Raw genomic sequence first — 24459 nt, forward strand, 5'->3', positions numbered from 1 at the left:
TTCCCGAACTAGTGGCCTACGATTTTCGCCAGGAAGTCCTTGGCGCGATCGGATTGCGGGTTCGTGAAGAAAGTCTCCGGGTCGGTGTCCTCGACGACGGCGCCCTCGGCCATGAACAGGATGCGGTCGGCCACGCGGCGCGCGAAGCTCATCTCGTGGGTGACGACCACCATAGTCATGCCGCCCTGAGCCAGGTCGGTCATGACGTCCAGGACCTCGTTGATCATCTCTGGATCCAGTGCGGAGGTCGGCTCGTCGAAGAGCATCACCTTCGGATCCATGGCCAGGGCGCGGGCGATGGCCACGCGCTGCTGCTGGCCGCCAGAGAGCTGGGCCGGGTACTTGTCGGCCTGGGCTGCGATGCCCACGCGATCCAACAGCTTCTCGGCGGTTTTGCGTGCCTCTTCCTTGCTGACCTTGCGGACCTTGGTGGGAGCCAGCGTGACGTTATCGCGAATGGTCATGTGGCTGAATAGGTTGAACTGCTGGAACACCATGCCAACTTCTGCGCGCAGTTTGGCAAGTTCCTTGCCCTCTTCTGGCAGCAGGTCGCCGTCGATGCGGATTTCGCCCTTATCGATGGTTTCAAGACGGTTGATGGTGCGGCACAGCGTGGACTTACCGGATCCGGAGGGGCCGAGGATGACGACGACCTGACCTGCCGGTACTTCGAGGTTGATGTCTCGAAGGGCGTGGTACTCACCGAAGTGCTTGTTCACTCCTTTGAGCTCAATCATTGGCTTAGAAACAGTGGGTGTAGACATGAGACACATATTAAGTAATGCGGATCACTTTCAAGTAATCAAAGGAAGATGGCTCACCCTTGTTCGGCAGTGTGTGGCGTTTTGGCTCTTCAAACGGGGACGATGCCGGCGGGCAATGGCGGGGTCGATACTCAATTGACCGGGGAAGCGTACGGTGGCGTCCATGAATTTCTCTGAATTTATACGTAACCGTCACTCCCCTCGCGCGTTCCTGCCGGACCCTATCCCGGCGGCGGACATCAAGGAGATTCTTCTTGACGCCCAATCCGCGCCCTCGAACTCCAACACACAGCCGTGGAATGTCCACGTGATTGGTGGCCAGAAGCTGAAGGATTTGAGTGCCGCCCTGATTGAGGAGTTCGACACCAATGGCCTGAACCCTGACTTCACTATTGACTATGGCCAGGGTGTGCATCCGCAGCGGTCGCAGGAGCTGGCGGCGAAGATGTACGGGCTGCTGGGCATTGCGCGTGAGGATAAGGAGGCGCGCACGGAGTTCGTCCGCGAGAACCTGCGTTTCTTTGGCGCGCCACACTCGGCTTTGATGTTTATTCCGCCGATGGGCGATCGCATTCGCGCGGCGTTTGACCAGGGAACGTACGCGGAGAACTTCCTACTTTCCCTGACTGCCCACGGCTACCACGGTGTGCCGCAGGGTATGATCTCGCTGCTGGCGCCGACGGTGCGCGAGTTCCTAGGCGTGGATGAGGAGTACAAGCTGGTGACGGCACTGACCTTCGGCCGGGCGGATGAATCAAGCCCGGTGTTCAATACGAACCCGGGCCGTGTTGCACTGTCCGAAACGGTGACGGTGCACGGGATTGAAGGGCTGAGCCTTTAGGGCGTTAAGCCGGCACGGGGAAACGACGCAACAACTAAAAAGCCCCGCTGACGCGGGGAACAAAGTGGATCCCTGCACTGAACCATGCAAAGCCAACGGCTCATCCCCGCTAGCGCGGGGAAGCATGGGCGCCACTAACCCCCACCCTACAAAAACAGCAAGTTTCACCAAGGTCGAGGTATGCGAAAAATTTTTCCAACTTGGTATTGCATGGTTTAAGAAGCGCTGCTAAGTTTGTTTGTACACACAACACTACGAAAGTCAGCAGACATGACAGACCACAATTCCGCACCATCGTTCGATTTAGAATCCTGGAACGGAGTAATTAATAACTTCTCCCCCATAGCCAGCGCGTTCTTAGCCAAATCTGGCGACGAAACCGGCCCTATGTCACTCGTCCAGCACCTTGTCGATTCCGGCGCGGTTGCGACCTACCTTTGGGATTCCTGGCTCTCCCCGCAGATCAAGGACTTCCTCAGCCGCACTACACGACTCTCCCTCGATCAAGTTCGCTCACTGACCGTATTCCTCGTAGCAAGCCACGACCTCGGAAAAATTAGCAGCCCGTTCTTACGTAAGCTTCGCTCCCCCGAAACCAATACCCCGCTTCTCTTCCCGCTAGAGAACGCCGGCGTCCCCATCCCAGACCTCGACGCAGATGAGGAAGTTGCAGCCCTGGCTCACCCACTATATTCGCGGGAGTTGTTGGCCCGCTGGCTCGGGGAACATGGGCTCAAACCACGGGTCGCTTTGTCCCTGACTCAAGCGGTTGAAGCTCACCATGGATGGCTCGATACTAGCGGTCGACAAGCCGTTGTTTCGTTCGTAGACAACTATCCTCCCGAGTGGCAGGCTGCCGTCAACGAGATTTTGGATAGCCTCGCAAACACTACAAACGTCCAAACAGCTCTGAACTCACTCGGCCAGAGATTGCCTACCACGGTAGTGCAGATCATCACCGGGTTCATGGTGATGTGCGATTGGCTGGCCTCAAACACCAACTTCTTTCCACTCCGCTTCAGCGACTCACAGTCTGACCGCATCACGCAGGGAATGAGGTTGGCAGAGTTCAATCTCCACACAGAGTTCAAACAGCTAGATGGCGATCCTTCCAGCATCGCTTACAACTACCGCACCAGTTTCTCTTGGCCGGAAAGTTCCACACCGCGCCCCGTGCAACTCGCAACAGCGGAGTTGCTCAGGGACAAAGCCCCCGGACCTTCGCTGCTTATCATCGAAGCCCCAACCGGCGAGGGGAAAACCGAAGCCGCACTCTACGCTGCTCAACAGTTTGCCCAGCTCAATAAAGCTACAGGCGCGATACTGGCAGCCCCCACTATGGCAACCGCAAATGGCCTGTTCAAGCGTTTCTCTCGCTGGGTAGAGAACATCACTGAAAACTCAGCCGTCTCCTCCCTCTACCTCGCCCATGGCAAGAATCAACTCAACAGCGATTACCGAAAGCTCCGCTACAGCGACATCGGTGAGGACTGCGCCGACCATGGCACAGTCATTGCTACTGACTGGCTTTCCGGACGCAAAAGCGGACTACTTTCAAACTTCGCTGTCGGAACCATCGATCAAGTCCTGATGATGGCTCTGCAGATCCGACACTCCATGCTGCGGCACCTGGCGCTTGCCGGGAAGGTCGTAATCTTCGATGAAGTCCACGCCTACTCGACGTACACCAACGAATACCTGGCTGAAACCCTGCGTTGGTTGGCCGCTTACGGTGTACCCGTTATCTTGTTGTCAGCCACACTGCCGACCAGTCGAAAAAATGAACTCGTGTCCGCCTATAGCGGCCAGCTTAAGAAGCAAGACCACACGCTGACCAATGAAGGGTATCCCCTTCTCACCCTGGTTGATACGGACGGAGTCTGTGAGCAAGCCGTCTTACCTCGGCCAGACGACATGCATGCGCACGTGGAGCTCATCGACGACTCTGTCGAAGACCTCACGCGCCTCCTTAAAGAACTCTGTTCCGAGGGCGGCGTAGCTCTCGTCATATGCAACACCATCAAACGAGCTCAGGAAGCATTCGCCGCACTGGAATCAGCATTCCCTGGTGAGGTTCGCCTCCACCACTCTGCCTTCACCGGCCTCGATCGCACGCGCCATGAAGAAGAGCTCTTAAACGAACTGGGACCGGCGTCGCATAAGGAACAAGGGCGCCCCACCCTGCGCATCGTATGCGGTACCCAAACCCTGGAACAGAGCCTTGATATCGACGCCGACGTCTTGATCACTGACATTGCCCCAATGGATCTAATCATTCAGCGGGCAGGGCGCCTACACCGTCACCAGCGGCCGGACAGTGACCGGCCGGCGAAGCTACGCGATGCTCACATCTATATCCGCGGAATCTCAAACACCTCCCCACAGCCTGAGTGGGATTCCGGCACGGCTCACATTTACGACGACGCGTTGTTGCTCACGACCTACAGGTTGCTCTCCACAGAAGTATCGGAGAAAGGATTCCGACGTCCTTCCGATGTACCACACCTAGTTCAGAAGGCCTACGACTTTGAAGCGAATCATGACTTCCCAGAAGCCTGGTCAGATCGCTGGGACAATTCACGCACGAAATCGCTCGCGACTCACTCTGCTGATTTGTCCAGGTCCAGAGTCTTTAGGATTCCAAGCCCCGGGAAGACGGGGAACCGACTGGATAGCCTTTATGAGCAGTTAGTCCGGGATAGATCGCAGGAAGAGGTCAAAGCCACAGCATCTGTACGCGATGCTGAAAGCAGTATCGAGGTTATCCCCATTATCGACAGCGAGTATGGATACTCCACTCTCCATCTGGCAGACGACAGCCAGCAACCTGGAGTGTTGGAGGACACGACAATCCCGGACTTTGATACGGCCTTCCGTCTTGCCGCATCCACAGTGCGCTTGCCTGCGATGTTCACCCGTTTTGACGACGTGTGGGATCGGACGGTCGACCGGCTGGAGGAGCAAACCCCCGAAGGATGGGCTGACCACTACCTGCTGAGAGGCCAGGTCGCACTGCGTCTTAACCAAAACCTGGAGGCCACATTGACCGGCGTGAAGGTCAGTTATTCCGAGCTACTCGGACTTCAAACTGAAGGCTTTCCAGATTTACGAAAAGACACCTAAATGTTTGCCATACGGATAACTTCAAGGAAAACAAGAACTTCAACCCGCCCTCCCTAGGCCTAGTACACCCCGGCAATTGCCTCGACAACAACCAACTGAAGCTACACAGAAAGGAAGGTTTAACGTGACGGAGAGCTTTAGCCTTCTGGATCAACCGTGGATTATCACGACGCTGACGGATGGCTCCACTGCCGAGCTCAGCCTGCGCGAAATCTTCGACGGTTCCCATTCAATTGCAACCATTCGCGGTGACAGTCCACTGCAGGACGTAGCCATTTATCGCCTTTTACTGGCCATTTACTGGTGTGCCTACCGCGAACAGCTTGAGTTCGCCCCAGGCGAAGAACTGGACATGGTCGACTGGATTTCTGACCGTTTGGAAGCTGCCGAAGAAAACCAAGCGGATACCACCGTGCTGGAATACCTGGAGCGATTCGCAGACCGCTTCGACCTACTGGATCCGAAGAAACCGTTTATGCAGGTAGCTGACCTGCATACAAGCAAGAATGCAACATCCGATGTGCGTCGGCTCGTGCCGGATTTTGAGGATGATTACTTCACACTCCGCGCTGGCGAAGGCGCACTGTCTCTTACCTATGCCGAAGCGGCACGTTGGCTCATCTACGTCCAGGCCTACGACTATTCCGGTATCAAATCAGGTGCCGTTGGCGACCCGCGCGTCAAAGGCGGGAGAGGCTACCCAATCGGCACTGGTTGGACTGGAGCGATCACCGCGACAATCATTCTCGGGTCGAACCTGCAGGAAACCCTCGCCTTAAACACCACCACAACGGCTCTCCAGGCCGAAGGTGATCTACCAGTGTGGGAACGCGAACCAGACACCTCTGCACAACGTCTGGATCCTACGAACAAAGACGGTATCTACCCCAAGGGGCCGGTTGAGATTGTTACTTGGCAATCCCGGCGAGTTCGCCTCTTCCCGGAGGATGGGCGTATTACTCAAGTTCTCGTATCGAATGGGGATCGTATCCCCCACGCGAACGCGAACGTTAAAGATGACCCGACGACGCCCTATCGGTTCAGTAAGAACAAGTCCACCAAGAGTACCGATGTCTACTACCCCAAGCCGCTCGAGGCAGAGCGAACAATGTGGCGCAGCTTGGAGCCACTGATTGCTTTGGAAACCGACCCGGTCTACGACAAGAAGAACCGGGCTCCTGAACGCCCCAAGACGATCGATCAGCTCGCTGATTTGAAAGAAAACGGAGTTGAGCTCCCGGAAACCCTGAACGTTTCCATGTCCTCCCTGCAGTACGGCTCAAATAGCTCGGTCGTGGGCATCAGCATTAGTACAAAAATCGCGCTGCCACTGGAGCTGCTTCCCCAACCCGCTGTTAAACAGCGTCAATCAATACTCAACCTCGCTGCAGCGACAAGCCAAGCAGGAACCATGCTAGGCAGCTTTGCCGGTCAGCTTTTCCAAGCTGCAGGTGGTGACTACGAGTTCCAGCCCTCTGCCACCGACACTCTGCTGGCCGAGCTCGAGCCGAAGTTTAGCGAGTGGATGAAAACCCTCCACGAGGCGGATCTGGAAACGCGTCTTACGGCTTGGGAGTTAATTGTTCGCGACGCTGTACTGCGGCACGCGGATGTACTCCTTGTCGGAGCCGGCCCCAAAGCACTTGTTGGCAGGATTCTTGAATCCAACGGCGACGAGCGCTTCGTTTCCGCAGGAACGGTTATGAGCTGGTTAAAGAAGAAGCTACGCGAGATTCTTCCTCGTACCGTTCGGTACGAAGATCGTCCAAAACCCAGTAATACTCACCAAGAATAGGAATTAACCATGGACCAACTCACTGAAGAGCAGCCACGGCTGAGTTCATCGGTCGCTGCAACATGTAGCCAATTGCAGGCCGATTATCTGGGTCGTACTGGCTACCCCAACCAGGCTCAGGCTCGGGGAACACTCGCTGAGCTGCGGAAGTCCGCTGGTCAACCGGCACTTCAGAGTCCACTCGTTTTCGAGCGCGTTCTCTCTTCGCTAGTTCAGCCGCTGTCTGCAAAAGAGCTAGGTCATGGAGACGCCCCCTCGCCATCCGAGGAAGCTGCATTCCACGCACTCGCCTTCTTCGCCCTCCACATGCAGGGCGCCACCCACGAGGCACACGACAGCTCACGTTCCTTTGCCACTGCCTGTGGCCAACTTGCGCATGCCAGCGAATCAAAGTCCATCAAGGGTCGCTTCGATGCCCTAGTGCTTGCTCGTACAGCACAGTCCCGACTGATTCAGACACGCTCGTTGATCTCCCTACTCCGTTCGAAGGGGCTTCGTTTCAACTACGGATGGTTCGCAGCGGATCTGCGCAAGCTTTCTAACCCACGCACCCGGAACGGCGTATTGCTGCGATGGGGACGTGACTTCGCCTTTGCCATGTACGCACGCGACGCCGACCGCTCCTCCGCTTCCGAAGAAAACCAAACAGAAAACTAAACCCCCATTTTAAAAGGATTGTCCCATGTCCATCACCATTGATTTCCACGCCCTTCAGACCCTTCCTCCGAGCCTCATCAACCGTGATGACACCGGTGCTCCGAAAACCGCAATCTTCGGTGGCGCACCCCGTCAGCGCGTGTCCTCTCAGGCATGGAAGCGCGCCATCCGCAAGGACTTCGGCGAAAAGTTCCCTACCGGCTTCGTGGGATACCGCACACGCCGCGCAATCGAACTGCTAGCGGACCGTATCCAGGAGCTGGATGCATCCATCGAGGAAGCCGAAGCTACCACGCTGGCAGAAAATATCTTCACAGCTGCTGGCTTCAAGCTGACTAAGCGGAAGTCTGCCAAGTCCGATGCTGAAAATGACGAGCAAAAGAATGAACTTGGCTACCTGCTCTTCCTGAGCGTCCGCCAGGTCAACAACCTCGCCGAATACGCAATCAAACACCGCGAGGAGAAAAAGTTCACCAAGAAGGACGTAAGCGCGCTCTTCGACCAGGAACATGGCGTGGACATCAGCATGTTCGGTCGCATGGTTGCCGATGCCCCTGACTTTAACGTCGACGCATCCGTCCAGGTCGCCCACGCAATCGGTGTCCATGAGTCCGAACCGGAATTTGACTTCTACACCGCGGTCGACGACATGGTGGAGGCTGACGAGGAGGTCGGCGCAGCCATGATGGGCACGGTGCAGATGATGTCCTCTACGCTGTACCGATTCGCCACGATCGATGTCGACTCTCTGGCTGAGAATCTTGGTGACAAGGCAGTTACAGCCGAAGCTATCAAGGCTTTCACCGAAAGCTTCATTACGTCTCTGCCCACGGGTAAGCAAAACACCTTTGCCCACAACAGCGTGCCGGAGCTCGTTTACGTCACCGTACGCGATGATCGCTCCATCTCCCTGGTCAATGCCTTCGAAGAACCCGTCGTGTCCGAAAATAACCAGGGTCGTCGCAAGTCCGCAGCCGACCGCCTAGCGCGTGAAGCGGAGCAGATCCAGAACACCTACGGCTTCTACCCGAAAGCTGCTTTCGTAATGTCTCTCGGCGACCTGGCCGATGCCTTCGTTGAGCAGAACCTGGCTCAAAAGACAACCCTGCCCGAGCTGATCGACGCGGTCGTAGAAGCTTCCGCCCAGGAGCACTAATGCCTTCCACACTTCTACTTAGGCTTTCTGGCCCTATGCAATCGTGGGGTGCCAGCAGCCGATTCAAGCAACGCGCAACCGAGCAAGCACCCACCAAGTCCGGTGTGTTGGGGCTCCTCGCCGCTGCGCAGGGACGTCAACGCTCGGACGATCTGCAAGACCTTGCGGCGCTAACGTTCGCCGTCCGCGTGGATCAGCCGGGTTCACTCCTACGGGATTATCAGACGGCTCAGCCGTGGCAGACACGGCCGAAGGATAACGCGAGCCTGGTCACGCGCTACTACCTGGAAGATGCCATCTTCGTCGCTGCCGTTGAGTCAGACGATGACTCATTCATCGGCGAACTGGCGAAGGCTGTTCGGCGACCACGTTTCCCACTTTTCCTCGGACGCCGCTCTTGCCCTGCTCCCCCGAACCTTTTCCTCGGAACGTTTGATGGTTCAGCAATCGAGGCACTACGTGCAACCGAATGGCAAGCTACCCGCGCGCACAGGAAGACAAGGGCGCCGAAGCTCTCGCTGCCCATTTTTCGTGACGCCACCAGGGGGGAAACCGGCATTGCCACACGAGACGTACCGATTTCCTTTTCTCAAGAGCACCGAGAGTACGGATGGCGAGAAGTCGTCCAAGACAAGACTGGGGTGCCCGTTGAGAACGACCTCGGTTCAACCAACGATCCATTCATGGAGGCGGTGATGCAGGCATGACGACGTTTACTCGTCTTCACCTAGATCCCAAAGGCCGACAAGCTCGAAAGCTGTTGGGAAATCCGCAGGCCATGCACGCCGCGGTTCTAAGTTGCTTTCCCAAAGAGGTTGGCGACAAGGAACGTATTCTCTGGCGCCATGACGGCAAGATTCGGGGCTCCGACGAACATGCTGTGTACATCGTCGGTCCCGATAGCTGTGACCCCAGCAAGATCGCAGAGCAGACTGGTTCCGAGAATGTACCGCAGAAGGCGAGCTATGACCGCCTACTCGATGCACTGGCGAACGGGCAGCAATGGCATTTCGAGGTAGTTCTTAACCCCGTCGCGGCCAAGAAGACTCCCGGAGCGCCGCGGGGAACCCGCGGTAAGCTCACCGCGCTGGTGGGCGAGGAAGCTCAGTTGGAATGGTTTAGTACCAAGGCCAAGAGCTGTGGTTTCACTCCCCTGGAAACACTGATCGTTGAGCGTAAGACACTGCGTTTCTCTAAATTGGCGACTAACCCCAAGGGACGACAGGTGGTCATTGGAACCGTGCGTTACCGTGGCACTTTGCAGATCGACGATGCTGAGATGTTCAAGAAATCCCTCGTCGAAGGCATTGGCCGTGGCAAGGCCTACGGCTGTGGCCTGTTGACACTGGCCAAGCCCAAAACCAGCACGTCGGCCTAAGTAAGGGATTGAGCCATGGCACAACATCCTTCGAAGTCGCCTATGGATCGCCCCATCCTGCCTCGGGTACAGGACAGAATCTCTTTCCTATACGCCGAGCGCTGCGTTGTAAACCGCGATAACAATGCAGTCACACTGGCAGACGAACGCGGAATCACCCACGTACCGGCGACGGGGATCGCAGCCTTGCTCCTTGGTCCGGGTACGAAGGTAACTTATGCCGCCATGGCACTGTTAGGGGATTCCGGGGTCTCTGTTGTGTGGGTTGGGGAGAAAGGGGTGCGCTATTACGCATCCGGGCGTTCGCTTTCGAACTCATCGGCAGCGGCGGAGGCGCAGGCGTCAATAGTAAGTAACCAGCGCCGCCGGCTATTCTGCGCGCGACAGATGTACGCCATGCGCTTCCCTGGCGAAGATATTTCGCGTGCGACGATGGCGCAGCTTCGCGGACGTGAAGGATCTCGGATGAAGAAGATCTATCAGGCCGAGGCCGCGCGGACCGGTGTGACTTGGAAGAAACGGAATTACGATCCGCAGAATTTTTCTAGTGGCGACCCGATCAATCGAACTCTAACCGCGGCGAATGCGGCGCTGTACGGCGTGGCACATGCGGTCATTGCATCGTTAGGGTTCGTTCCATCGCTTGGGGTGGTCCACCAAGGTACGGAGCGCGCTTTCGTTTACGACATTGCAGATCTGTACAAGGCCGAAGTGTCGATTCCGGCAGCTTTCGACGCGGTAGCAGAAAATGAGCTAACCGCCGACGTGAATATTCGGCGCGTGATCCGGGACTACGTGGTGAAGAAAAACCTCATTCCAACCATGGTTCGGGATGTCATGTTCCTTATGGAGATGAGCTCCGAAGCTCAGAACATTGACGCCGAATTGGTGCTGTGGTCTGACCTGGAGGTTGTTTCGTCAGGGCATAACTGGGCAGACGAGGGGCCTATCGGATGATGGTTCTGGTAGTTTCTGCCTGCCCGGCGGGTCTTCGTGGTGACCTCACAAGGTGGCTGTTGGAGATTTCTCCCGGCGTGTTTGTAGGGCGCCCCAGTGCCAGGGTGCGCGACCAGGTTTGGGAGCGAACATGCGACCTGGTGAAGGACGGACGCGCAATCATGGTTTTTCAGGCCGCGAACGAGCAAGGCTTTGACTTCAAGACCCACCGACATAACTGGGTTCCAACTGATTTTGACGGCGTGAACTTAATTACGCGGCCAAATAATAGGGCGGATTCGCCACGGCGACGTGGTTGGAGCAAGGCACGGCGACGATAAGAGGATTTCCGGCTGCTCGGCACCGACGGCTCCGATGATCTAGAGGAAAACAAGTTGAACTAGAATCGGCTTTACGGCTCAAAGAACCACAGCTCAGCGAGTGTGCTCCCCGCGCCAGCGGGGATGAGCCGATTCGACCCCGCCAGCACAACACCCACCAGGCGTGCTCCCCGCGCCAGCGGGGATGAGCCCAGGGCGTCATCGTCGACGTCTTCCGCCTTGCCGTGCTCCCCGCGCCAGCGGGGATGAGCCGGGTGCACGCCCGCAACCTATTGAGCGTCCGAGGTGCTCCCCGCGCCAGCGGGGATGAGCCGACCTCGAGGATGGCCAGGTCATCGTTGAGGGTGTGCTCCCCGCGCCAGCGGGGATGAGCCTCACATTCTCCGCGCTCCCATGCTCCCGATCACGTGCTCCCCGCGCCAGCGGGGATGAGCCCAACGGTACCCGTCTAGCCTCACCCCCCGCCCGGTGCTCCCCGCGCCAGCGGGGATGAGCCCCATTACCTTTACCTGGCCACTTAGTTGTTGTGTGCTCCCCGCGCCAGCGGGGATGAGCCGGTGCGGAAGCGAAGCTACGCGGCCTGGGCAATGTGCTCCCCGCGCCAGCGGGGATGAGCCGAAGTCGCTAGGTGAGGCTAACGGCCATGCTGAGTGCTCCCCGCGCCAGCGGGGATGAGCCCTCGCTAATGCTTGGGTTGTTATTAAGCCAAGTGTGCTCCCCGCGCCAGCGGGGATGAGCCCTTCGCAGCAGTGAACAGAGCGTCATCGTCGACGTGCTCCCCGCGCCAGCGGGGATGAGCCTGAGCGGGGCAATGAGTTCCGTCTCGTCGTTCCGTGCTCCCCGCGCCAGCGGGGATGAGCCCCTCCGCCTTAGCCTCCTTGTCCTTGATGCTGCGTGCTCCCCGCGCCAGCGGGGATGAGCCCATGCTTCAGCTCCGCGCTTTTGCTTTCCCGGAGTGCTCCCCGCGCCAGCGGGGATGAGCCGACTAAGAAGGTGAACATGCACAGTGGTCAGAAGTGCTCCCCGCGCCAGCGGGGATGAGCCCAATAGCCGGGCCATTCCCCTCAGACAGCAACAGTGCTCCCCGCGCCAGCGGGGATGAGCCCAGCCCCCTCGGCAGCGATAATTTCCCGTGCCTGTGCTCCCCGCGCCAGCGGGGATGAGCCCAGCTCATAAGCCTTCGACACCTGCCCACCGCTGTGCTCCCCGCGCCAGCGGGGATGAGCCCAAGGCCGCGACGAGCATGCAAGCACTGATCGGGTGCTCCCCGCGCCAGCGGGGATGAGCCCTGCTCCATGAGGGGGACGGCGGGCGTAGAGATGTGCTCCCCGCGCCAGCGGGGATGAGCCCGAATAACCCAACACAGTCGGCTATTACCATCCGTGCTCCCCGCGCCAGCGGGGATGAGCCCTCGATTGGCGTTGGCGGGGATATTGCGGAGATGTGCTCCCCGCGCCAGCGGGGATGAGCCCGGCTTCGTCGTGGAATCCGGCACCATAGATAAGTGCTCCCCGCGCCAGCGGGGATGAGCCGTCTGCCGATTCCGACCGACACACTCATAGTGGGTGCTCCCCGCGCCAGCGGGGATGAGCCATTGCGCGAATGAGCTCGAGCTTTACTGGGCTCTGTGCTCCGCGCGCCAGCGGGGATGAGCCTAAAACCTTGAAGCGTGGCGCGTTGGCTGCGGGGTGCTCCCCGCGCCAGCGGGGATGAGCCCTTCAGCAGCTCATCGGTGAGCTTCACCCCACCGTGCTCCCCGCGCCAGCGGGGATGAGCCCCCCTCGGTAGTATTTCGGCGGCCAGGTGACCTGTGCTCCCCGCGCCAGCGGGGATGAGCCGCAAGAAAAACTCACTGCAAGAGAGGACATGAGGTGCTCCCCGCGCCAGCGGGGATGAGCCCTCCAACCGGAGTAGAGAATCCCGCAACTTCCAGTGCTCCCCGCGCCAGCGGGGATGAGCCCGCAAAACCTGCCTATGAATCCCCGCTAAATCGGTGCTCCCCGCGCCAGCGGGGATGAGCCCGACATTGTGCACTTGCCCGACGGCACGTACCTGTGCTCCCCGCGCCAGCGGGGATGAGCCGAAATCCAGCCCAGCAGGGGGAGTACATATGGCGTGCTCCCCGCGCCAGCGGGGATGAGCCTCAGCATCCATGCACCTATCCAGCGCCGTGTAGGTGCTCCCCGCGCCAGCGGGGATGAGCCGGGTGGTCAGGATACCGTTAAGGGCTTCGGTAAGTGCTCCCCGCGCCAGCGGGGATGAGCCGAAGGCTGTGGAGTCCCTGCCGGATGACGTCGCGTGCTCCCCGCGCCAGCGGGGATGAGCCGTTGTGGGTGCGAAACACTGGCGGTATGTAGTGGTGCTCCCCGCGCCAGCGGGGATGAGCCCCTACCCGCCCTGACACTGAACCCCATCGAGCTGTGCTCCCCGCGCCAGCGGGGATGAGCCCCTACCCGCCCTGACACTGAACCCCATCGAGCTGTGCTCCCCGCGCCAGCGGGGATGAGCCTGGGGTGCGCCCGGCTGGTTCGAGCCCAGTTGGGTGCTCCCCGCGCCAGCGGGGATGAGCCCACTATGGAATTTCTGCATGGAAATTAAGGAAAGTGCTCCCCGCGCCAGCGGGGATGAGCCGGGTACACTATAGCGCTACACGTAACGCCATGCGTGCTCCCCGCGCCAGCGGGGATGAGCCCGCGACGCCTCCGTGCTCGCTCCTCCGGGCGGCGTGCTCCCCGCGCCAGCGGGGATGAGCCTGAGTAGGTTCACCGTGGCCTTGGAGGTGATGTGTGCTCCCCGCGCCAGCGGGGATGAGCCCACCGCCGTGAGCGGGTCATTAGCCGTGTCACTGTGCTCCCCGCGCCAGCGGGGATGAGCCTAAGCCCGCGTAGCTCTACCCGCCTAAACGCCTGTGCTCCCCGCGCCAGCGGGGATGAGCCTATGGGAATATTTTCGTAGTGGTTGAGCGCCCTGTGCTCCCCGCGCCAGCGGGGATGAGCCTATGCCCGTTGAGAAAAGGAGCCCCCGCCCCTGGTGCTCCCCGCGCCAGCGGGGATGAGCCGAACTGGGTAACCAGTGATTTCGTGCCCGCTGGGTGCTCCCTGCGCCAGAGGGGATGAACCCGCCGACTCAAAAGGAGTAAGGACTATGACCACCGATAACCGCACCGAAGATCAGAAGGTCGCTGCCGTCCGCGCCTCCATGACGATGGCCGGATACACCATGACAGACCAAGATGAAGAAGACATTCGCCGCATCTTCCGAGGAGAACTCACCGGCGACGAAGCCGTACTGCAAGTACTGGAACGCGATGGCTACGGCGACAGCGAACGCGCCGAAGTCCTCCGCCAGCGCATCGCCAAGGCAAAAAACACGGAGTAGTGAAAAAGAAAAGCACCCTAGCACCAGACAAGCTCTTTGGTATCACTGACATTGATGACCTCGAAAAGGTCGCGGCAAAGTGTGCAACTCGCCAGCGGAGATACCCCTGGGAAACTGGCCTCAAGCCCCCTACCCCACCTGCACCTCGCGTCGCAGGAATGCTAACTGCTCCTCAATGATCCGCGAGAACAACGTCTCCACATACGGATCCGAAGTGTTCACCGGTGCACACCCACCCAAGTGCACACCTTCCTTGTTTATGGTGGGGCCAGCGGGGCTCGAACCCGCGACCAGCGGATTATGAGTCCGCGGCTCTAACCGACTGAGCTATAGCCCCAGTGAAGCCAAACCACTCTAACCGAGTGGCTTGCTCACAAAAGATTCAACCACACCGCTCGGCACCGGCACTCATATACCCCGCTTTCGGCGCATCCAACCCCGACCGCACTCCTATCTATCCCCCAGAAATGAACTCTTGAGCAGCCGATTTGTCTGTTTACACCACTGGCATATAGAGTATGTTCTCGTTGCACAGGGCAAGGGAATTAACCCCCGAGCTCACACAACTTAATCCCCTATAGCTCAGTTGGCAGAGCATTCGACTGTTAATCGAAAGGTCACTGGTTCGAGCCCAGTTGGGGGAGCAACTTACAAGCCCCGATCGGCTGCACACGCGGACGGTCGGGGCGTTCGCGTTCGAGCGGTAGCCACGGCGGAAGCTGCTACGTCCCCACTACACCCACAGCCCCTCAAGCACATCTACCACTTCACTTGCACCCCGGTGGCGGACCCGCGCCAGAATCTTGCGCCGTGGCGCGTCTGAACGCAAGCCCAGAGCCTGGGCAATCCGAGCCTCCAGTTCCGCTTCCGTTCCCTCCGGCGATTCACCCATGTACTCTGCTACTCCGGCCAGTCCTGTAGCACCCGTCAGCCCCGCAGCACGGCGCACCTCAAACCACTGCCCCTCGTGTACGTCAACCCAGGCGCGGTCACCCGGTTGCAAGCCAAGGGCGTCACAAAACCGCTTAATAGACCCCAAAGTATGCATGGTCGCCCAATAGACCTTCTGCGGGCCCAATTCACTCGGTATCTCCAGCGGCTCCCCGTAGCGCACATCCAGCATGGCGGTCAGACCACTCGGCACCGGACAACCGGATCCACGCAGGTGATCCGGGGTGACCGTCAGCAGTAGCTGCCACCGGCCATCGCGCATGTACATGCGATCAGATTCCTCGGGCGTGCCATTATTCACGTTTTCCGATACTCGGGGAATCACTAGGCCATCCACCAGTTCAAAGTCGCCCTCCCCGGCGTAGACCCGAACCGAATTCTCGGCCACCCCAAATTTCTTCGGCAGCTCATCCAGTAGGTCGGCCAACGGCACACCAGCCTCGCCGGCGTCCACGGCTCGCTGCACGCGCAGCCCAATGGCATCCTTCAAAGAGGAATACTCCTCGCCACCCCAGCGTCGCAGCGCCCACTCGTCCATGCTCGTGCGCATCAACTCGTCGTTCGCATTCAGCGCGTTGCGGAACGACCGCTCCGTGCGCCCCTGCCCCACGGCCTTATAGATTTCAGCCACACTCATTGGCACACCCCGGATGGAAAGGATGCCCGCTGCCCGCGCCGGGAGTGAACCGACGCGCGTCAGCACATGGCTCTCCAGCACTTGGTAGCCGCACTGCCGCAGCCATTCTGTCAGCAGCGCCGGGGTTAGATCCGTCTGCAGCTCGTCCAACCGCACCACGCCCTCCGCGTTCGTGCGTTCCTGCAGTAGCTCCTTCGTCCGTGATGCAGCGGTCTTGAGATCCGGGAAGCACACCCAGCCCTTCTCCACCAGGAAGGAATCGTCTAACCGGTCCAAAATCAGCCATAAGGGCGCACCCCACCATTCCACCTGTTCGTCCAACTCGGGGTGGCTGTCCACGATCTGCTGCAGCGTACTTACCGGGTAGGCCTGAGCACGAATCGCCTCAATCAGCTCCGCGACTGGCCCGGCCTTCGCAACCTCCTTCAGCCGCTTCAGCACAGCCTTTTCGATCTGTCGCACGCGCTCACGCGTCACGCCAATCTTTAGCCCCAGCTGATCTAACGTCTTTGGCTTCACAGCTGCGAAGCGCTCCTGCAGGATAAGCTGTTCGCGCGCATCCGCATTCGCAAAGAACTCCGCCAGCACGACCACCGCCGGTGCTTCCTCGTCGCTGTAAGTAGCTTCTTCAGGCTCTTCGTAGAATGACGCCCCCTCGCCCGCGTCTTCGTACAAATTCCACTGAAGGGCGCCGACCGCATCCACCTGCACAGAGGAGGCACGGTCCGCCACGTCCATCTCACCGAGCAAGCGTGCGAAGGCAGCCTCGTTGACGATGGGCACACCGATCTCGAGTGCCTTACGGGCTTTCCCGCTACGCGACTCCGGGTCTGCGGCGACCAATAGTTTCGACTTTTTCGTCACTCCTCCAACTGTCAGCCCAGCTTCGACTGCGCGAGTTTCCCACGTCTCACGCGGCAGCTCCATCGCCCCAGTGAAGGTCACCCGGTCGCCCACTTTAAGTGCGAATTTCTCTGTCCAGGAATCGGCCTCGACCTCTGGCTGGCATACCTTAGACTCAACGACGCTCGACCCTTGCAGAACCTCATCTACAACGCTCTGATCCACCCCGAGGGATTCCGCTACCCCCTCCAGCTCGGTGCGCTCGTCATTTGTGACCACACCATCAGCCCATGCCAACAGACCTAGCTGGCGCACGAAGTTCACGTGAAGTTCGCGGGCCTCTTCTTGCCCAATTCCCAGATCTCGGGCTGATTCCTTTAACTGCTCAATTTCGCCAGCTGTGAGTATCCGGTCCAACATTGCGCGTTCCAGCAGCTCCAAGTAGCTGTCCACGTTCGGGAAGCCCTTAAATGGCACGCCGGAGGCGAGATCGCGTACCCACGCGCCCGGCTGTGTCCGCCCTTCCCCACGCGGCACCGGTGTGGCCACCGGCAGAGATGCTCCCAGCGCTCGCAGTGCCTCCACCGGCTGTACGCCATTGATGCGCACATTGCCGGTGGCGATGTAGTGACCGAGGAGTTCCGCCGTCGCCATCGCATCGCCCAGTGCAGAGTGGGGCCAGTCGTTGCTCAGGCCGGCGTAGGCAAGCGCGGAGTCCAAGCTACGCCCCGACGATCGGTGCACCCGGCCGGTGATAAGCATCGTGCACAGGAAATTATCGATCAGGTTCAGTCCGCGGATGCCAGCCCGCTCGAATTCCTGGCGCACCATGCGCGCATCGAAGGCAGCGTTGTGAGCCACGAAGATGCGTCCATCCAGCTCATGCGACAGAGCCGAGGCAATGTCGTCGAACGTCGGCGCTGTGGCCACGTCGACCGCCTTGATCCCATGCACCCACGAGTTGGAGATGTCCCGCTCTGGGTTGATGAGGGTAGACCAGGTTTTGGTTACGGAACCTGTGGCGTCAACATGAACAACAGCGACCTCCACAATCCGATCGTGTTTGCCGAAGCCCGTCGTCTCCACGTCGAGAACTGCAAACTGGGGTTGGGTGGGGCTGGACATGTGAGTGTTTTTCGCTTTCTGCCGTATCGGAAGCCCGCATGAAAGGGCACCATTTGGGTGGGTAGTCGTGGAGCTCTGATTCAAAATGATATGAAAATCACCTAATAGTCAACCACCAAACCAGTACAACTTGTTGGTAAAGAGCCAGCCACCGGGAACAAAACACCCCGCCCAGCGAATCCTTAACTACAGCCGGGCAATGTGCCTGCGCCACTTGCCCCCCCTACTCCCCCTTTCGAACCCCAGGAATCTAGACAGATGAACTCCCCCGACAAAGCACCTAAAAACAAGCTCGCTTTCCTACTCATCGGCGCCATTGTCCTTATCGGCATTGCTGTCGCCGCAGTTTGGTACACGACGAACGAGAAAGACCACAGCCAGGACGGCGAGGCGAAACCCGCTGTGTCGTCCACTGAGAACTCAGACGGTGGCACAGACGGCGAAACCTCCGAAGTTAACAGTGGCGCCATGGATTCCACTGCTTCCACGGCTCCCGCCGCTCCAGCAGCTTCCGGTGCGACGTCCGGCATTCCGGGAATTCCCACCGACTTGGAAGATCCGAATCTCATCCCGCCCGTCGACGAATCCAAGACTCAGCAAGAAGCCGATGATGCCGCCCAGATGGCTCTAGATTTCTTCTCTTCCGAAAAGATGCTTCGCTTCCAATTGAAAATGCAAGGCTTCTCCGAAGAGCAGATTAAAAAGTCCATCGAAAAACTCGCCCCAGACTGGAACCAGCAAGCTCTAAAGGCCGCGCGCAAGATCAACGAGCAGGGTCCGCCGCTGCCGAAAGACCAGCTCAAGTACATGCTGAAGGTTCATCAACGCTTTACCGAGGAGCAGGCTCAGTACGCCATCGACCACCTGTAACGCAGCCCTGCCCCCTGCCCCTGCTAACCCCTACCTACCCAGCAACCTACCGAACCAACCGCTTCACGGCCTGGGATACCTCCGCCAGCTTCTCCTCGGCTTCCTCTCCCCCAGCCTCCGCGGCGTGCCGCACACAATGGTTCATGTGGTCGTCCAGCAACCCCAGCGCCACGCCCTTCAACGCAGACTGCAGCGCGCTGACCTGCGTGAGGATGTCGATGCAATACTGCTCCTCATCCACCATCCGCTGCAGCCCGCGCACCTGACCTTCGATCCGCTTCAGCCGCGCCAGGTAACGCTCCTTGTCGCTCAAGTAACCGTGCATTATTTGAATCCTTTCAACCGCAGACTGTTGCTCACCACAAACACACTGGATAGCGCCATCGCCGCCCCGGCCAGCATCGGGTTTAGCAGCCCGAATGCGGCCAGCGGGATCGCCGCCACATTGTAGGCAAACGCCCAGAACAGGTTCATCTTGATCGTCCGCAGCGTCTTTCGTGCCAGTCGCAGCGCATCAGCCACGGCCAGCAGATCGTCGCGCATCACCGTGATGTCCGCCGCCTCGATCGCCGCGTCCGTCCCCGAACCCATCGCGATGCCCAGGTCGGCAGTTGCCAATGCCGCCGCGTCGTTCACGCCGTCGCCAACCATCGCCACATTCTCCAGCGAGCGGATGTGCGCCACCTTGTCCTCCGGCATCACCCCGGCGATCACCTCGTCGATGCCGACCTCGCGCGCCACGGCGTCCGCCACCTGCTGATTGTCGCCGGTCAGCAGCACGGTCTTTAGACCCATCTGGTGCATCTTCCGCACCGCTTCGGCACTGGTGGGGCGCACCGTATCGGCCACGCTGATGGTGCCGATCGCTCGGCCATCTGCGCTCACGTTGACTGTGGTTGCCTTGTTTGTGGACGCCCCCTCGTCTCCACGGCCAACCCGTATCAGCTGGCCGTCGACGGTTCCCTCTACGCCGTGCCCAGGCAGATTCCTAAAGCCAGTGACCTCCGGCAGGCCACCAAACTCCTCCCGGCCGGCCTCTGCAATGGCCCGGCCGATGGGGTGCTCCGAGTACGCCTCCACCGCCGCCGCAGCGCGCAGAACATCCTCACGGGTGCCGCCTGCCGGCTCCACGTCGACTACCCGCATTGTGCCCGTCGTCACCGTGCCAGTCTTATCCATCACAACGGTGGTGATGGCATGCGCGCCCTCTAGAACCTCGGGTCCGCGAATCAGAATGCCCTGCTCGGCCCCGCGGCCCGTGCCAACCAGCAAGGCTGTGGGCGTCGCCAAACCAAGGGCGCAAGGGCACGCGATGATCAGCACCGCGACCGCATTGCTAAAGCCCGCGAACAGCAGCGTAATCAGCGCGATAACGATGACCACCGGAACGAAAATGCCGGAGACCTTATCGGCCAGGCGCTGCACGTCGGCCTTGCCCGATTGAGCTTCGTCGATCAGCCTGGCCATCTGTGCGAGCTTCGTCTGCTCGCCCACACGGGTAGCTTCCACGACCAGGCGGCCGGAGGTGTTGATGGTGGCTCCCGTGACCTCGTCGCCGGGGCCGACATCGACGGGCACCGACTCGCCGGTAAGCATGGACTCGTCCACTGCAGAGAGGCCGTCGAGGATGCGCCCGTCCGTGGCGATCTTCTCCCCCGGGCGAGCCAGGAAGTGGTCGCCGACCTGCAGCTGCTCGATGGGGATCAGCTGCTCCTGCACACCGGCACCACCAGCGCTATCCACGCCATCTCGCAGCACCGTGACCTGCTTGGCGCCCATATCTGTCAGCGCACGAATGGCATCCCCGGCGCGCTGTTTAGCACGTTTCTCGAAGTACCGGCCCGCCAGCACGAAGGTCACCACGCCCGCAGCGACCTCGAAGTATATGTCCCCCATCGGGTCGCCCGCGTGGTTCAGAATGGACCAGCCGTGGCGCATGCCGGGATCGCCCGCATGGCCGAAGAACAGCGCATACAGCGACCACAGGTAAGCCGCCGAGGTGCCGACGGTGATGAGGGTATCCATCGTCGCCGCGCCGTGCTTCAGGTTCACCCACGTGGCCTTGTGGAAAGGCCAGCCCGCCCACAGGATCACCGGGGTGGCCAGGGCGAAGCTGACCCACTGCCAGTAGTCGAACTGCAGCGGCGGGATCATCGCCAGCAGGATAACCGGGGTGGCCAACGCGATGGCGACCACTAGGCGGCGCTTCAGGCCGCGCAGCTCCTTGGCGGCCGGGTCGTCCGCGGGGGCTACCGGCGCGGGCACGCTGCCTCCGTAGCCGAGCTTCTCCACGATGGCGATGTACGAATCCGCCTCGGCGGGTGCGCCTTCCCCGGTTTCGATGTGCGCCTTCTCGGTGGCGTAGTTAACCGTGGCGGTCACGCCCTCCTGCTTGTTCAGCTTCTTTTCGATGCGGTTCGCGCAGGAGGCGCACGTCATGCCAGTGATGTCGAGGTCAATTACAGCCATGCCCCCATTATACCCCTAGGGGGTATCAGTATCCACGTTCGATGTACTCCTCGATGCGCGCGGCCTCGGCACCCACTGTAGTGGTATCGCCGTGGCCGGGGTACACCTTCATATCGTGCGGCAGCTTAAACACCGTCGACTGCAGCGATTCGATGATCGTCGGGAAGCTGGAGTATTTGCGTCCCGTTGCTCCCGGTCCACCGTTGAACAGCGTGTCGCCGGATAGCAGCGCGTTACGCGCCGGCACCTCCACCACAATGCAGCCCGGGGAGTGGCCCGGGGTGTGGAACAGGCGCACGCCCCAATTGGCCCAGCGCGGATCTTCCACGTCGATCGGGATGAACGGAGCATCGCCGTTGGATTCCTCCCACAGCATCCGATCGTCCGGGTGCAGATAAACCCGCACACCCCACTTCTGCGCCAGCTCCGGGGCCAGCTCGCAGTGGTCGTTGTGCGCATGGGTCAGCAGAATCGCCTCCACGGTGCGGTCACCTACGTGGTCGATCACCGCCTGCGCGTCGTGTGCCGGATCCACCACGATGCAACGGTCGCCCTCGACCAGCAGGTACACGTTGTTATCCACGTCCCACTCGCCGCCGTCCAGGCGGAACTTTCCGGAGGTTACGAACTGCTCGATCTGCGGGTTTTCAAACTTGTGCTCGCTCATGCTTTCCTCTCTGCAAGTCTAAACTCTGCAAGTCTGGACTCTGCTTGTTTGAACTCTGCTTGTTTGAACTCGCGCTGCTTACTTGAACTCCACCACGGAGCGCAGAACCTCGCCCTGCTTCATCTTCTCGAAGGCCTCTTCCACGCCATCGATTCCGATGCGCTCATCCACGAAGCGATCCAGCGGGAAGCGACCCTCCTGGTACAGGTCCACGTACATCGGGAAGTCGCGCTCCGGCAGGCAGTCGCCATACCACGAGGACTTCAGCGCACCACCGTGGCTGAACACGTCCAGGAACGGCAGCTCCAGAGTCATCTCCGGGGTCGGCACACCCACCAGCACCACACGGCCAGCCAGGTCGCGCAGGTAGAACGCCTGCTTGAACGTCTTGGGCACGCCCACGGCGTCTACCACAACGTCCACGCCGAATCCCCCGTTGATCTCCTGGACCTTCTCTATCAGTTCTTCGTCCGAAAGTTCCGAGCTATTGATCGTGTGGGTTGCACCGAACTCCTCAACGGCACGGGCGAGTTTGGCGTCCGAAATATCGATAGCAATGATCTTCGTCGCACCAGCAACGGCCGCACCGGCGATCGCGGCCATGCCCACGCCACCTACGCCGATGACGGCGATGGACTCGCCGCGCTTGACCTCACCGGTGTTCACGGCGGCGCCGAGGCCGGCCATGACGCCACATCCCAGCAGACCCGCAACGGCAGGATCGGCATCCGGGTTCACCTTGGTGCACTGTCCTTCGTGAACCAGCGTCTTTTCAGCGAAAGCGCCGATGCCCAGGGCGGCCTCTAGCTCCGTGCCGTCGGTGAGGGTCATCTTCTTCGATGCATTGTGCGTGTCGAAGCAGTACTTCGGCTCGCCCTTCTTGCAGGCACGGCACTGGCCGCACACGGCGCGCCAGTTCAGCACCACATAGTCGCCGACCTCCACGTGAGTCACGCGGTCGCCGATCTGCTCCACCACGCCGGCGGCCTCGTGGCCCAGCAGGAATGGGTAATCGTCGGTGATGCCGCCATCGCGGTAGGCCAGGTCGGTGTGGCACACGCCGCAAGCCTGGATGCGCACAATCACGTCGTTTTCGCCCGGGTCGGGAATCACAATGTCAGTCAGTTCGACGGGTTCGTTCTTCGCGCGGGAAATTACCGCTTTAACAGTTGTAGTCATGTCACCCACTGTACGAGCTTCTATTGCCTCGGGGGATTCGCGTAAGCTGGGGGCATTAACGTTTGAACGAACGCTTTGCGCTTAGGCGCGTTAAGTAGCACAACCTCCAACGCAACCTCCTAGGAGCCAACATGATCCAGCTCGTCGTCGGCGCCGCCGCGGGTTACTTGATGGGCACGAAGGCCGGTCGCCGTCGCTACGAACAGATCCGCCGTGGCTATCAGACCGCAGTGAACTCGGATATCACCAAGGCCGTTGTGCGTTCCGGCCGTAAGGCACTGGCCAACCGGCTGGATCCGGAACCGCGCATGCACGAGGTCCGCGATCTGAACCGCTCTACCCGCAATTCCCTGGGCGAGGGCCACACCATCGTCGAGGCGGATGATGTGCACCCAAATGACCGCATTGAACCGTCCAAAAGGGCGCCAAAGAACCCCTTTAAGTGAACATCGGAACACTCGCGCTCGCGACGTGAGTGGTTCAAATGAAGTATCTCTGGTTCGGAACTAAACCCAGGGCGCTTCATCTGCGGGTGAAAGAATTTAAAGCGACCAATAGTTGCGAACTAAAGGACTGTTTCGCGGGTCTTGTTTACGCTGCGCTTGGGTGACACGCATTTCCACTACCTTCTCTTCGTTGACGACTTGCCTATAAAAGACGAGGTAGCGGCCCCAGTGGTCAATAATCATGTCCGTTGAACTGAAACCATCGAGAGATGTGCATCGAACGATGGTAAATCCAATTGGTAGATACCACGCCTCGGTGGGAACTAGGCGTTCTGGTGAAGAGTTGTTGATCTGCCCCCATATTGGAAGCCTTTGGAAGAACACCAACGAGGGCGGAGTGTGCATATCGCCTCTTGGAACGTAGGTGCGGTTCCCCTGCGTAGAACCGTGGTGAGGGTTTGACCAAGGCGTCGGGAGTAGATCAAGGTTTGAACGGGGATCGCGCCCCTCAATGGTGTATTCAAACAGGCTGGTTAAGGGCGAAGCTAGTAATGTAAATGCTTTCGAATCAGAGTATGTGTCGAGCCAGATGGTGCCTTTAAGTTCCACGCTGAAATCCTCTGAGGGCTTCATGAAGTCTCCAACTACGTCCGCGATTGGAACGGCCCGTGGCTGGAGGTATTCACTATTTTCATCCCACCCCCTAGTAGCGGCCATTTTCTGAGCTAGTGAAATAGTTGCCTCGATGCCGTGTTTATTCATTGGAGAGCCAGTCTATAGATGAGTGTCAACGGGCTCTGACCAAGTACATGCATTAGCTGGTGCGTTGGCATCATACTCTGGGCACATATAGCGCCCGGTGGTGATACCCAAGGTTTTACCGCCTGACCAGTCGCGTGCATT

The 24459-nt window shown here is 59.7% G+C and carries 19 protein-coding genes, 2 tRNA genes and 1 CRISPR repeat array; of the genes, 13 read left to right on the forward strand and 8 right to left on the reverse strand.

The features are described from left to right. Nucleotides 1-8: 8 nt before the first annotated feature. Nucleotides 9-737, reverse strand: coding sequence for an amino acid ABC transporter ATP-binding protein (locus ACKFRT_RS05295; RefSeq protein WP_408926064.1), 729 nt, complete (start codon nucleotides 735-737; stop codon nucleotides 9-11). 190 nt (nucleotides 738-927) lie between these two features. Here ACKFRT_RS05295 and ACKFRT_RS05300 point away from each other — a divergent pair, with 190 nt between their 5' ends. The 10 genes from ACKFRT_RS05300 to ACKFRT_RS05345 all read left to right on the forward strand — a co-directional run bounded on the left by ACKFRT_RS05300 (nucleotide 928) and on the right by ACKFRT_RS05345 (nucleotide 14369). After that, nucleotides 928-1605 (forward strand): nitroreductase, encoded by a 678-nt coding sequence (locus tag ACKFRT_RS05300; RefSeq protein ID WP_408926020.1) that lies wholly within the window; start codon nucleotides 928-930, stop codon nucleotides 1603-1605. A 270-nt stretch (nucleotides 1606-1875) separates the two neighbouring features. Further along, the gene (cas3, locus tag ACKFRT_RS05305; RefSeq protein ID WP_408926021.1) at nucleotides 1876-4728 is read left to right on the forward strand and encodes a CRISPR-associated helicase Cas3'; all 2853 of its coding nucleotides are present in this window, start codon (nucleotides 1876-1878) and stop codon (nucleotides 4726-4728) included. A gap of 124 nt (nucleotides 4729-4852) precedes the next feature. Beyond that, complete coding sequence (gene casA / locus ACKFRT_RS05310; protein WP_408926022.1) at nucleotides 4853-6523, forward strand: type I-E CRISPR-associated protein Cse1/CasA; 1671 nt, start codon at nucleotides 4853-4855, stop codon at nucleotides 6521-6523. Nucleotides 6524-6532: 9 nt separating this feature from the next. Further along, nucleotides 6533-7180, forward strand: a complete 648-nt coding sequence (casB, locus tag ACKFRT_RS05315; protein ID WP_408926023.1) for a type I-E CRISPR-associated protein Cse2/CasB — start codon at nucleotides 6533-6535, stop codon at nucleotides 7178-7180. 25 nt (nucleotides 7181-7205) lie between these two features. Further along, the gene (gene cas7e / locus ACKFRT_RS05320) at nucleotides 7206-8336 is read left to right on the forward strand and encodes a type I-E CRISPR-associated protein Cas7/Cse4/CasC (protein WP_408926024.1); all 1131 of its coding nucleotides are present in this window, start codon (nucleotides 7206-7208) and stop codon (nucleotides 8334-8336) included. Further along, nucleotides 8336-9043, forward strand: coding sequence for a type I-E CRISPR-associated protein Cas5/CasD (cas5e, locus tag ACKFRT_RS05325; protein ID WP_408926025.1), 708 nt, complete (start codon nucleotides 8336-8338; stop codon nucleotides 9041-9043). The genes cas7e and cas5e overlap by 1 nt, the downstream gene beginning before the upstream one ends. Further along, a complete protein-coding gene (gene cas6e, locus ACKFRT_RS05330) occupies nucleotides 9040-9714 on the forward strand; it encodes a type I-E CRISPR-associated protein Cas6/Cse3/CasE (RefSeq protein ID WP_408926026.1) in 675 nt (224 codons plus the stop codon). Before cas5e ends, cas6e begins: the two co-directional genes overlap by 4 nt. Before the next feature lie 15 nt (nucleotides 9715-9729). Beyond that, nucleotides 9730-10671, forward strand: coding sequence for a type I-E CRISPR-associated endonuclease Cas1e (cas1e, locus tag ACKFRT_RS05335; RefSeq protein WP_408926027.1), 942 nt, complete (start codon nucleotides 9730-9732; stop codon nucleotides 10669-10671). After that, nucleotides 10668-10991 (forward strand): type I-E CRISPR-associated endoribonuclease Cas2e, encoded by a 324-nt coding sequence (cas2e, locus tag ACKFRT_RS05340; RefSeq protein WP_408926028.1) that lies wholly within the window; start codon nucleotides 10668-10670, stop codon nucleotides 10989-10991. Before cas1e ends, cas2e begins: the two co-directional genes overlap by 4 nt. Nucleotides 10992-11093: 102 nt before the next feature. Beyond that, nucleotides 11094-14110: direct repeats of the CRISPR family, unit length 28 nt; unit sequence GTGCTCCCCGCGCCAGCGGGGATGAGCC. 25 nt (nucleotides 14111-14135) lie between these two features. Next, nucleotides 14136-14369 carry an antitoxin VbhA family protein gene (locus tag ACKFRT_RS05345; protein WP_408926029.1) on the forward strand — a complete coding sequence of 78 codons (234 nt, stop codon included), beginning with the start codon at nucleotides 14136-14138 and terminating at the stop codon, nucleotides 14367-14369. Between the two features lie 260 nt (nucleotides 14370-14629). On the opposite strand, the gene ACKFRT_RS05350 is transcribed toward ACKFRT_RS05345, so the two are convergent. Beyond that, nucleotides 14630-14706 (reverse strand) — tRNA-Ile (locus ACKFRT_RS05350). A 234-nt stretch (nucleotides 14707-14940) separates the two neighbouring features. Here ACKFRT_RS05350 and ACKFRT_RS05355 point away from each other — a divergent pair. Next, a tRNA-Asn gene (locus ACKFRT_RS05355) sits at nucleotides 14941-15013 on the forward strand. A gap of 89 nt (nucleotides 15014-15102) precedes the next feature. Here ACKFRT_RS05355 and ACKFRT_RS05360 read toward each other — a convergent pair. Further along, nucleotides 15103-17925, reverse strand: coding sequence for an exonuclease domain-containing protein (locus ACKFRT_RS05360; RefSeq protein ID WP_408926030.1), 2823 nt, complete (start codon nucleotides 17923-17925; stop codon nucleotides 15103-15105). A gap of 258 nt (nucleotides 17926-18183) precedes the next feature. Between ACKFRT_RS05360 and ACKFRT_RS05365 the strand changes: the two genes are divergently transcribed. Further along, nucleotides 18184-18795: an Ltp family lipoprotein gene (locus ACKFRT_RS05365; protein ID WP_408926031.1), complete on the forward strand. Its 612-nt coding sequence runs from the start codon at nucleotides 18184-18186 to the stop codon at nucleotides 18793-18795. A gap of 46 nt (nucleotides 18796-18841) precedes the next feature. On the opposite strand, the gene ACKFRT_RS05370 is transcribed toward ACKFRT_RS05365, so the two are convergent. The 4 genes from ACKFRT_RS05370 to ACKFRT_RS05385 all read right to left on the reverse strand — a co-directional run bounded on the left by ACKFRT_RS05370 (nucleotide 18842) and on the right by ACKFRT_RS05385 (nucleotide 23110). After that, the gene (locus ACKFRT_RS05370) at nucleotides 18842-19120 is read right to left on the reverse strand and encodes a metal-sensitive transcriptional regulator (protein ID WP_034967151.1); all 279 of its coding nucleotides are present in this window, start codon (nucleotides 19118-19120) and stop codon (nucleotides 18842-18844) included. Beyond that, entirely contained in the window at nucleotides 19120-21264 is a 2145-nt protein-coding gene (locus tag ACKFRT_RS05375; protein ID WP_408926032.1) for a heavy metal translocating P-type ATPase, read from the reverse strand. The genes ACKFRT_RS05370 and ACKFRT_RS05375 overlap by 1 nt, the downstream gene beginning before the upstream one ends. 25 nt (nucleotides 21265-21289) lie before the next feature. Then, nucleotides 21290-21931 (reverse strand): MBL fold metallo-hydrolase, encoded by a 642-nt coding sequence (locus ACKFRT_RS05380; protein WP_408926033.1) that lies wholly within the window; start codon nucleotides 21929-21931, stop codon nucleotides 21290-21292. Nucleotides 21932-22009: 78 nt separating this feature from the next. Then, on the reverse strand, nucleotides 22010-23110 hold the full coding sequence (locus tag ACKFRT_RS05385; RefSeq protein ID WP_408926034.1) for an S-(hydroxymethyl)mycothiol dehydrogenase: 1101 nt from the start codon (nucleotides 23108-23110) through the stop codon (nucleotides 22010-22012). 131 nt (nucleotides 23111-23241) lie between these two features. Here ACKFRT_RS05385 and ACKFRT_RS05390 point away from each other — a divergent pair, with 131 nt between their 5' ends. Then, on the forward strand, nucleotides 23242-23556 hold the full coding sequence (locus tag ACKFRT_RS05390; RefSeq protein WP_408926035.1) for a hypothetical protein: 315 nt from the start codon (nucleotides 23242-23244) through the stop codon (nucleotides 23554-23556). A gap of 96 nt (nucleotides 23557-23652) precedes the next feature. Here the strand turns inward: ACKFRT_RS05390 and ACKFRT_RS05395 are convergent, their stop codons facing one another. Then, nucleotides 23653-24318, reverse strand: a complete 666-nt coding sequence (locus ACKFRT_RS05395) for a hypothetical protein (protein WP_408926036.1) — start codon at nucleotides 24316-24318, stop codon at nucleotides 23653-23655. Nucleotides 24319-24459: the final 141 nt, after the last annotated feature.

Origin of the sequence: Corynebacterium jamesii (assembly GCF_046097395.1) — a bacterium.
GTDB lineage: Bacteria > Actinomycetota > Actinomycetes > Mycobacteriales > Mycobacteriaceae > Corynebacterium.

What these genes read in the sequence shown, in the direction of transcription:
- ACKFRT_RS05295 (WP_408926064.1), bottom strand. Translation starts at nt 737, where the DNA reads ATGATTGAGCTCAAAGGAGTGAACAAGCACTTCGGTGAGTACCACGCC.
- ACKFRT_RS05300 (WP_408926020.1), top strand. Translation starts at nt 928, where the DNA reads ATGAATTTCTCTGAATTTATACGTAACCGTCACTCCCCTCGCGCGTTC.
- cas3 (WP_408926021.1), top strand. Translation starts at nt 1,876, where the DNA reads ATGACAGACCACAATTCCGCACCATCGTTCGATTTAGAATCCTGGAAC.
- casB (WP_408926023.1), top strand. Translation starts at nt 6,533, where the DNA reads ATGGACCAACTCACTGAAGAGCAGCCACGGCTGAGTTCATCGGTCGCT.
- cas7e (WP_408926024.1), top strand. Translation starts at nt 7,206, where the DNA reads ATGTCCATCACCATTGATTTCCACGCCCTTCAGACCCTTCCTCCGAGC.
- cas5e (WP_408926025.1), top strand. Translation starts at nt 8,336, where the DNA reads ATGCCTTCCACACTTCTACTTAGGCTTTCTGGCCCTATGCAATCGTGG.
- cas6e (WP_408926026.1), top strand. Translation starts at nt 9,040, where the DNA reads ATGACGACGTTTACTCGTCTTCACCTAGATCCCAAAGGCCGACAAGCT.
- cas1e (WP_408926027.1), top strand. Translation starts at nt 9,730, where the DNA reads ATGGCACAACATCCTTCGAAGTCGCCTATGGATCGCCCCATCCTGCCT.
- cas2e (WP_408926028.1), top strand. Translation starts at nt 10,668, where the DNA reads ATGATGGTTCTGGTAGTTTCTGCCTGCCCGGCGGGTCTTCGTGGTGAC.
- ACKFRT_RS05345 (WP_408926029.1), top strand. Translation starts at nt 14,136, where the DNA reads ATGACCACCGATAACCGCACCGAAGATCAGAAGGTCGCTGCCGTCCGC.
- ACKFRT_RS05360 (WP_408926030.1), bottom strand. Translation starts at nt 17,925, where the DNA reads ATGTCCAGCCCCACCCAACCCCAGTTTGCAGTTCTCGACGTGGAGACG.
- ACKFRT_RS05365 (WP_408926031.1), top strand. Translation starts at nt 18,184, where the DNA reads ATGAACTCCCCCGACAAAGCACCTAAAAACAAGCTCGCTTTCCTACTC.
- ACKFRT_RS05370 (WP_034967151.1), bottom strand. Translation starts at nt 19,120, where the DNA reads ATGCACGGTTACTTGAGCGACAAGGAGCGTTACCTGGCGCGGCTGAAG.
- ACKFRT_RS05375 (WP_408926032.1), bottom strand. Translation starts at nt 21,264, where the DNA reads ATGGCTGTAATTGACCTCGACATCACTGGCATGACGTGCGCCTCCTGC.
- ACKFRT_RS05380 (WP_408926033.1), bottom strand. Translation starts at nt 21,931, where the DNA reads ATGAGCGAGCACAAGTTTGAAAACCCGCAGATCGAGCAGTTCGTAACC.
- ACKFRT_RS05385 (WP_408926034.1), bottom strand. Translation starts at nt 23,110, where the DNA reads ATGACTACAACTGTTAAAGCGGTAATTTCCCGCGCGAAGAACGAACCC.
- ACKFRT_RS05390 (WP_408926035.1), top strand. Translation starts at nt 23,242, where the DNA reads ATGATCCAGCTCGTCGTCGGCGCCGCCGCGGGTTACTTGATGGGCACG.
- ACKFRT_RS05395 (WP_408926036.1), bottom strand. Translation starts at nt 24,318, where the DNA reads ATGAATAAACACGGCATCGAGGCAACTATTTCACTAGCTCAGAAAATG.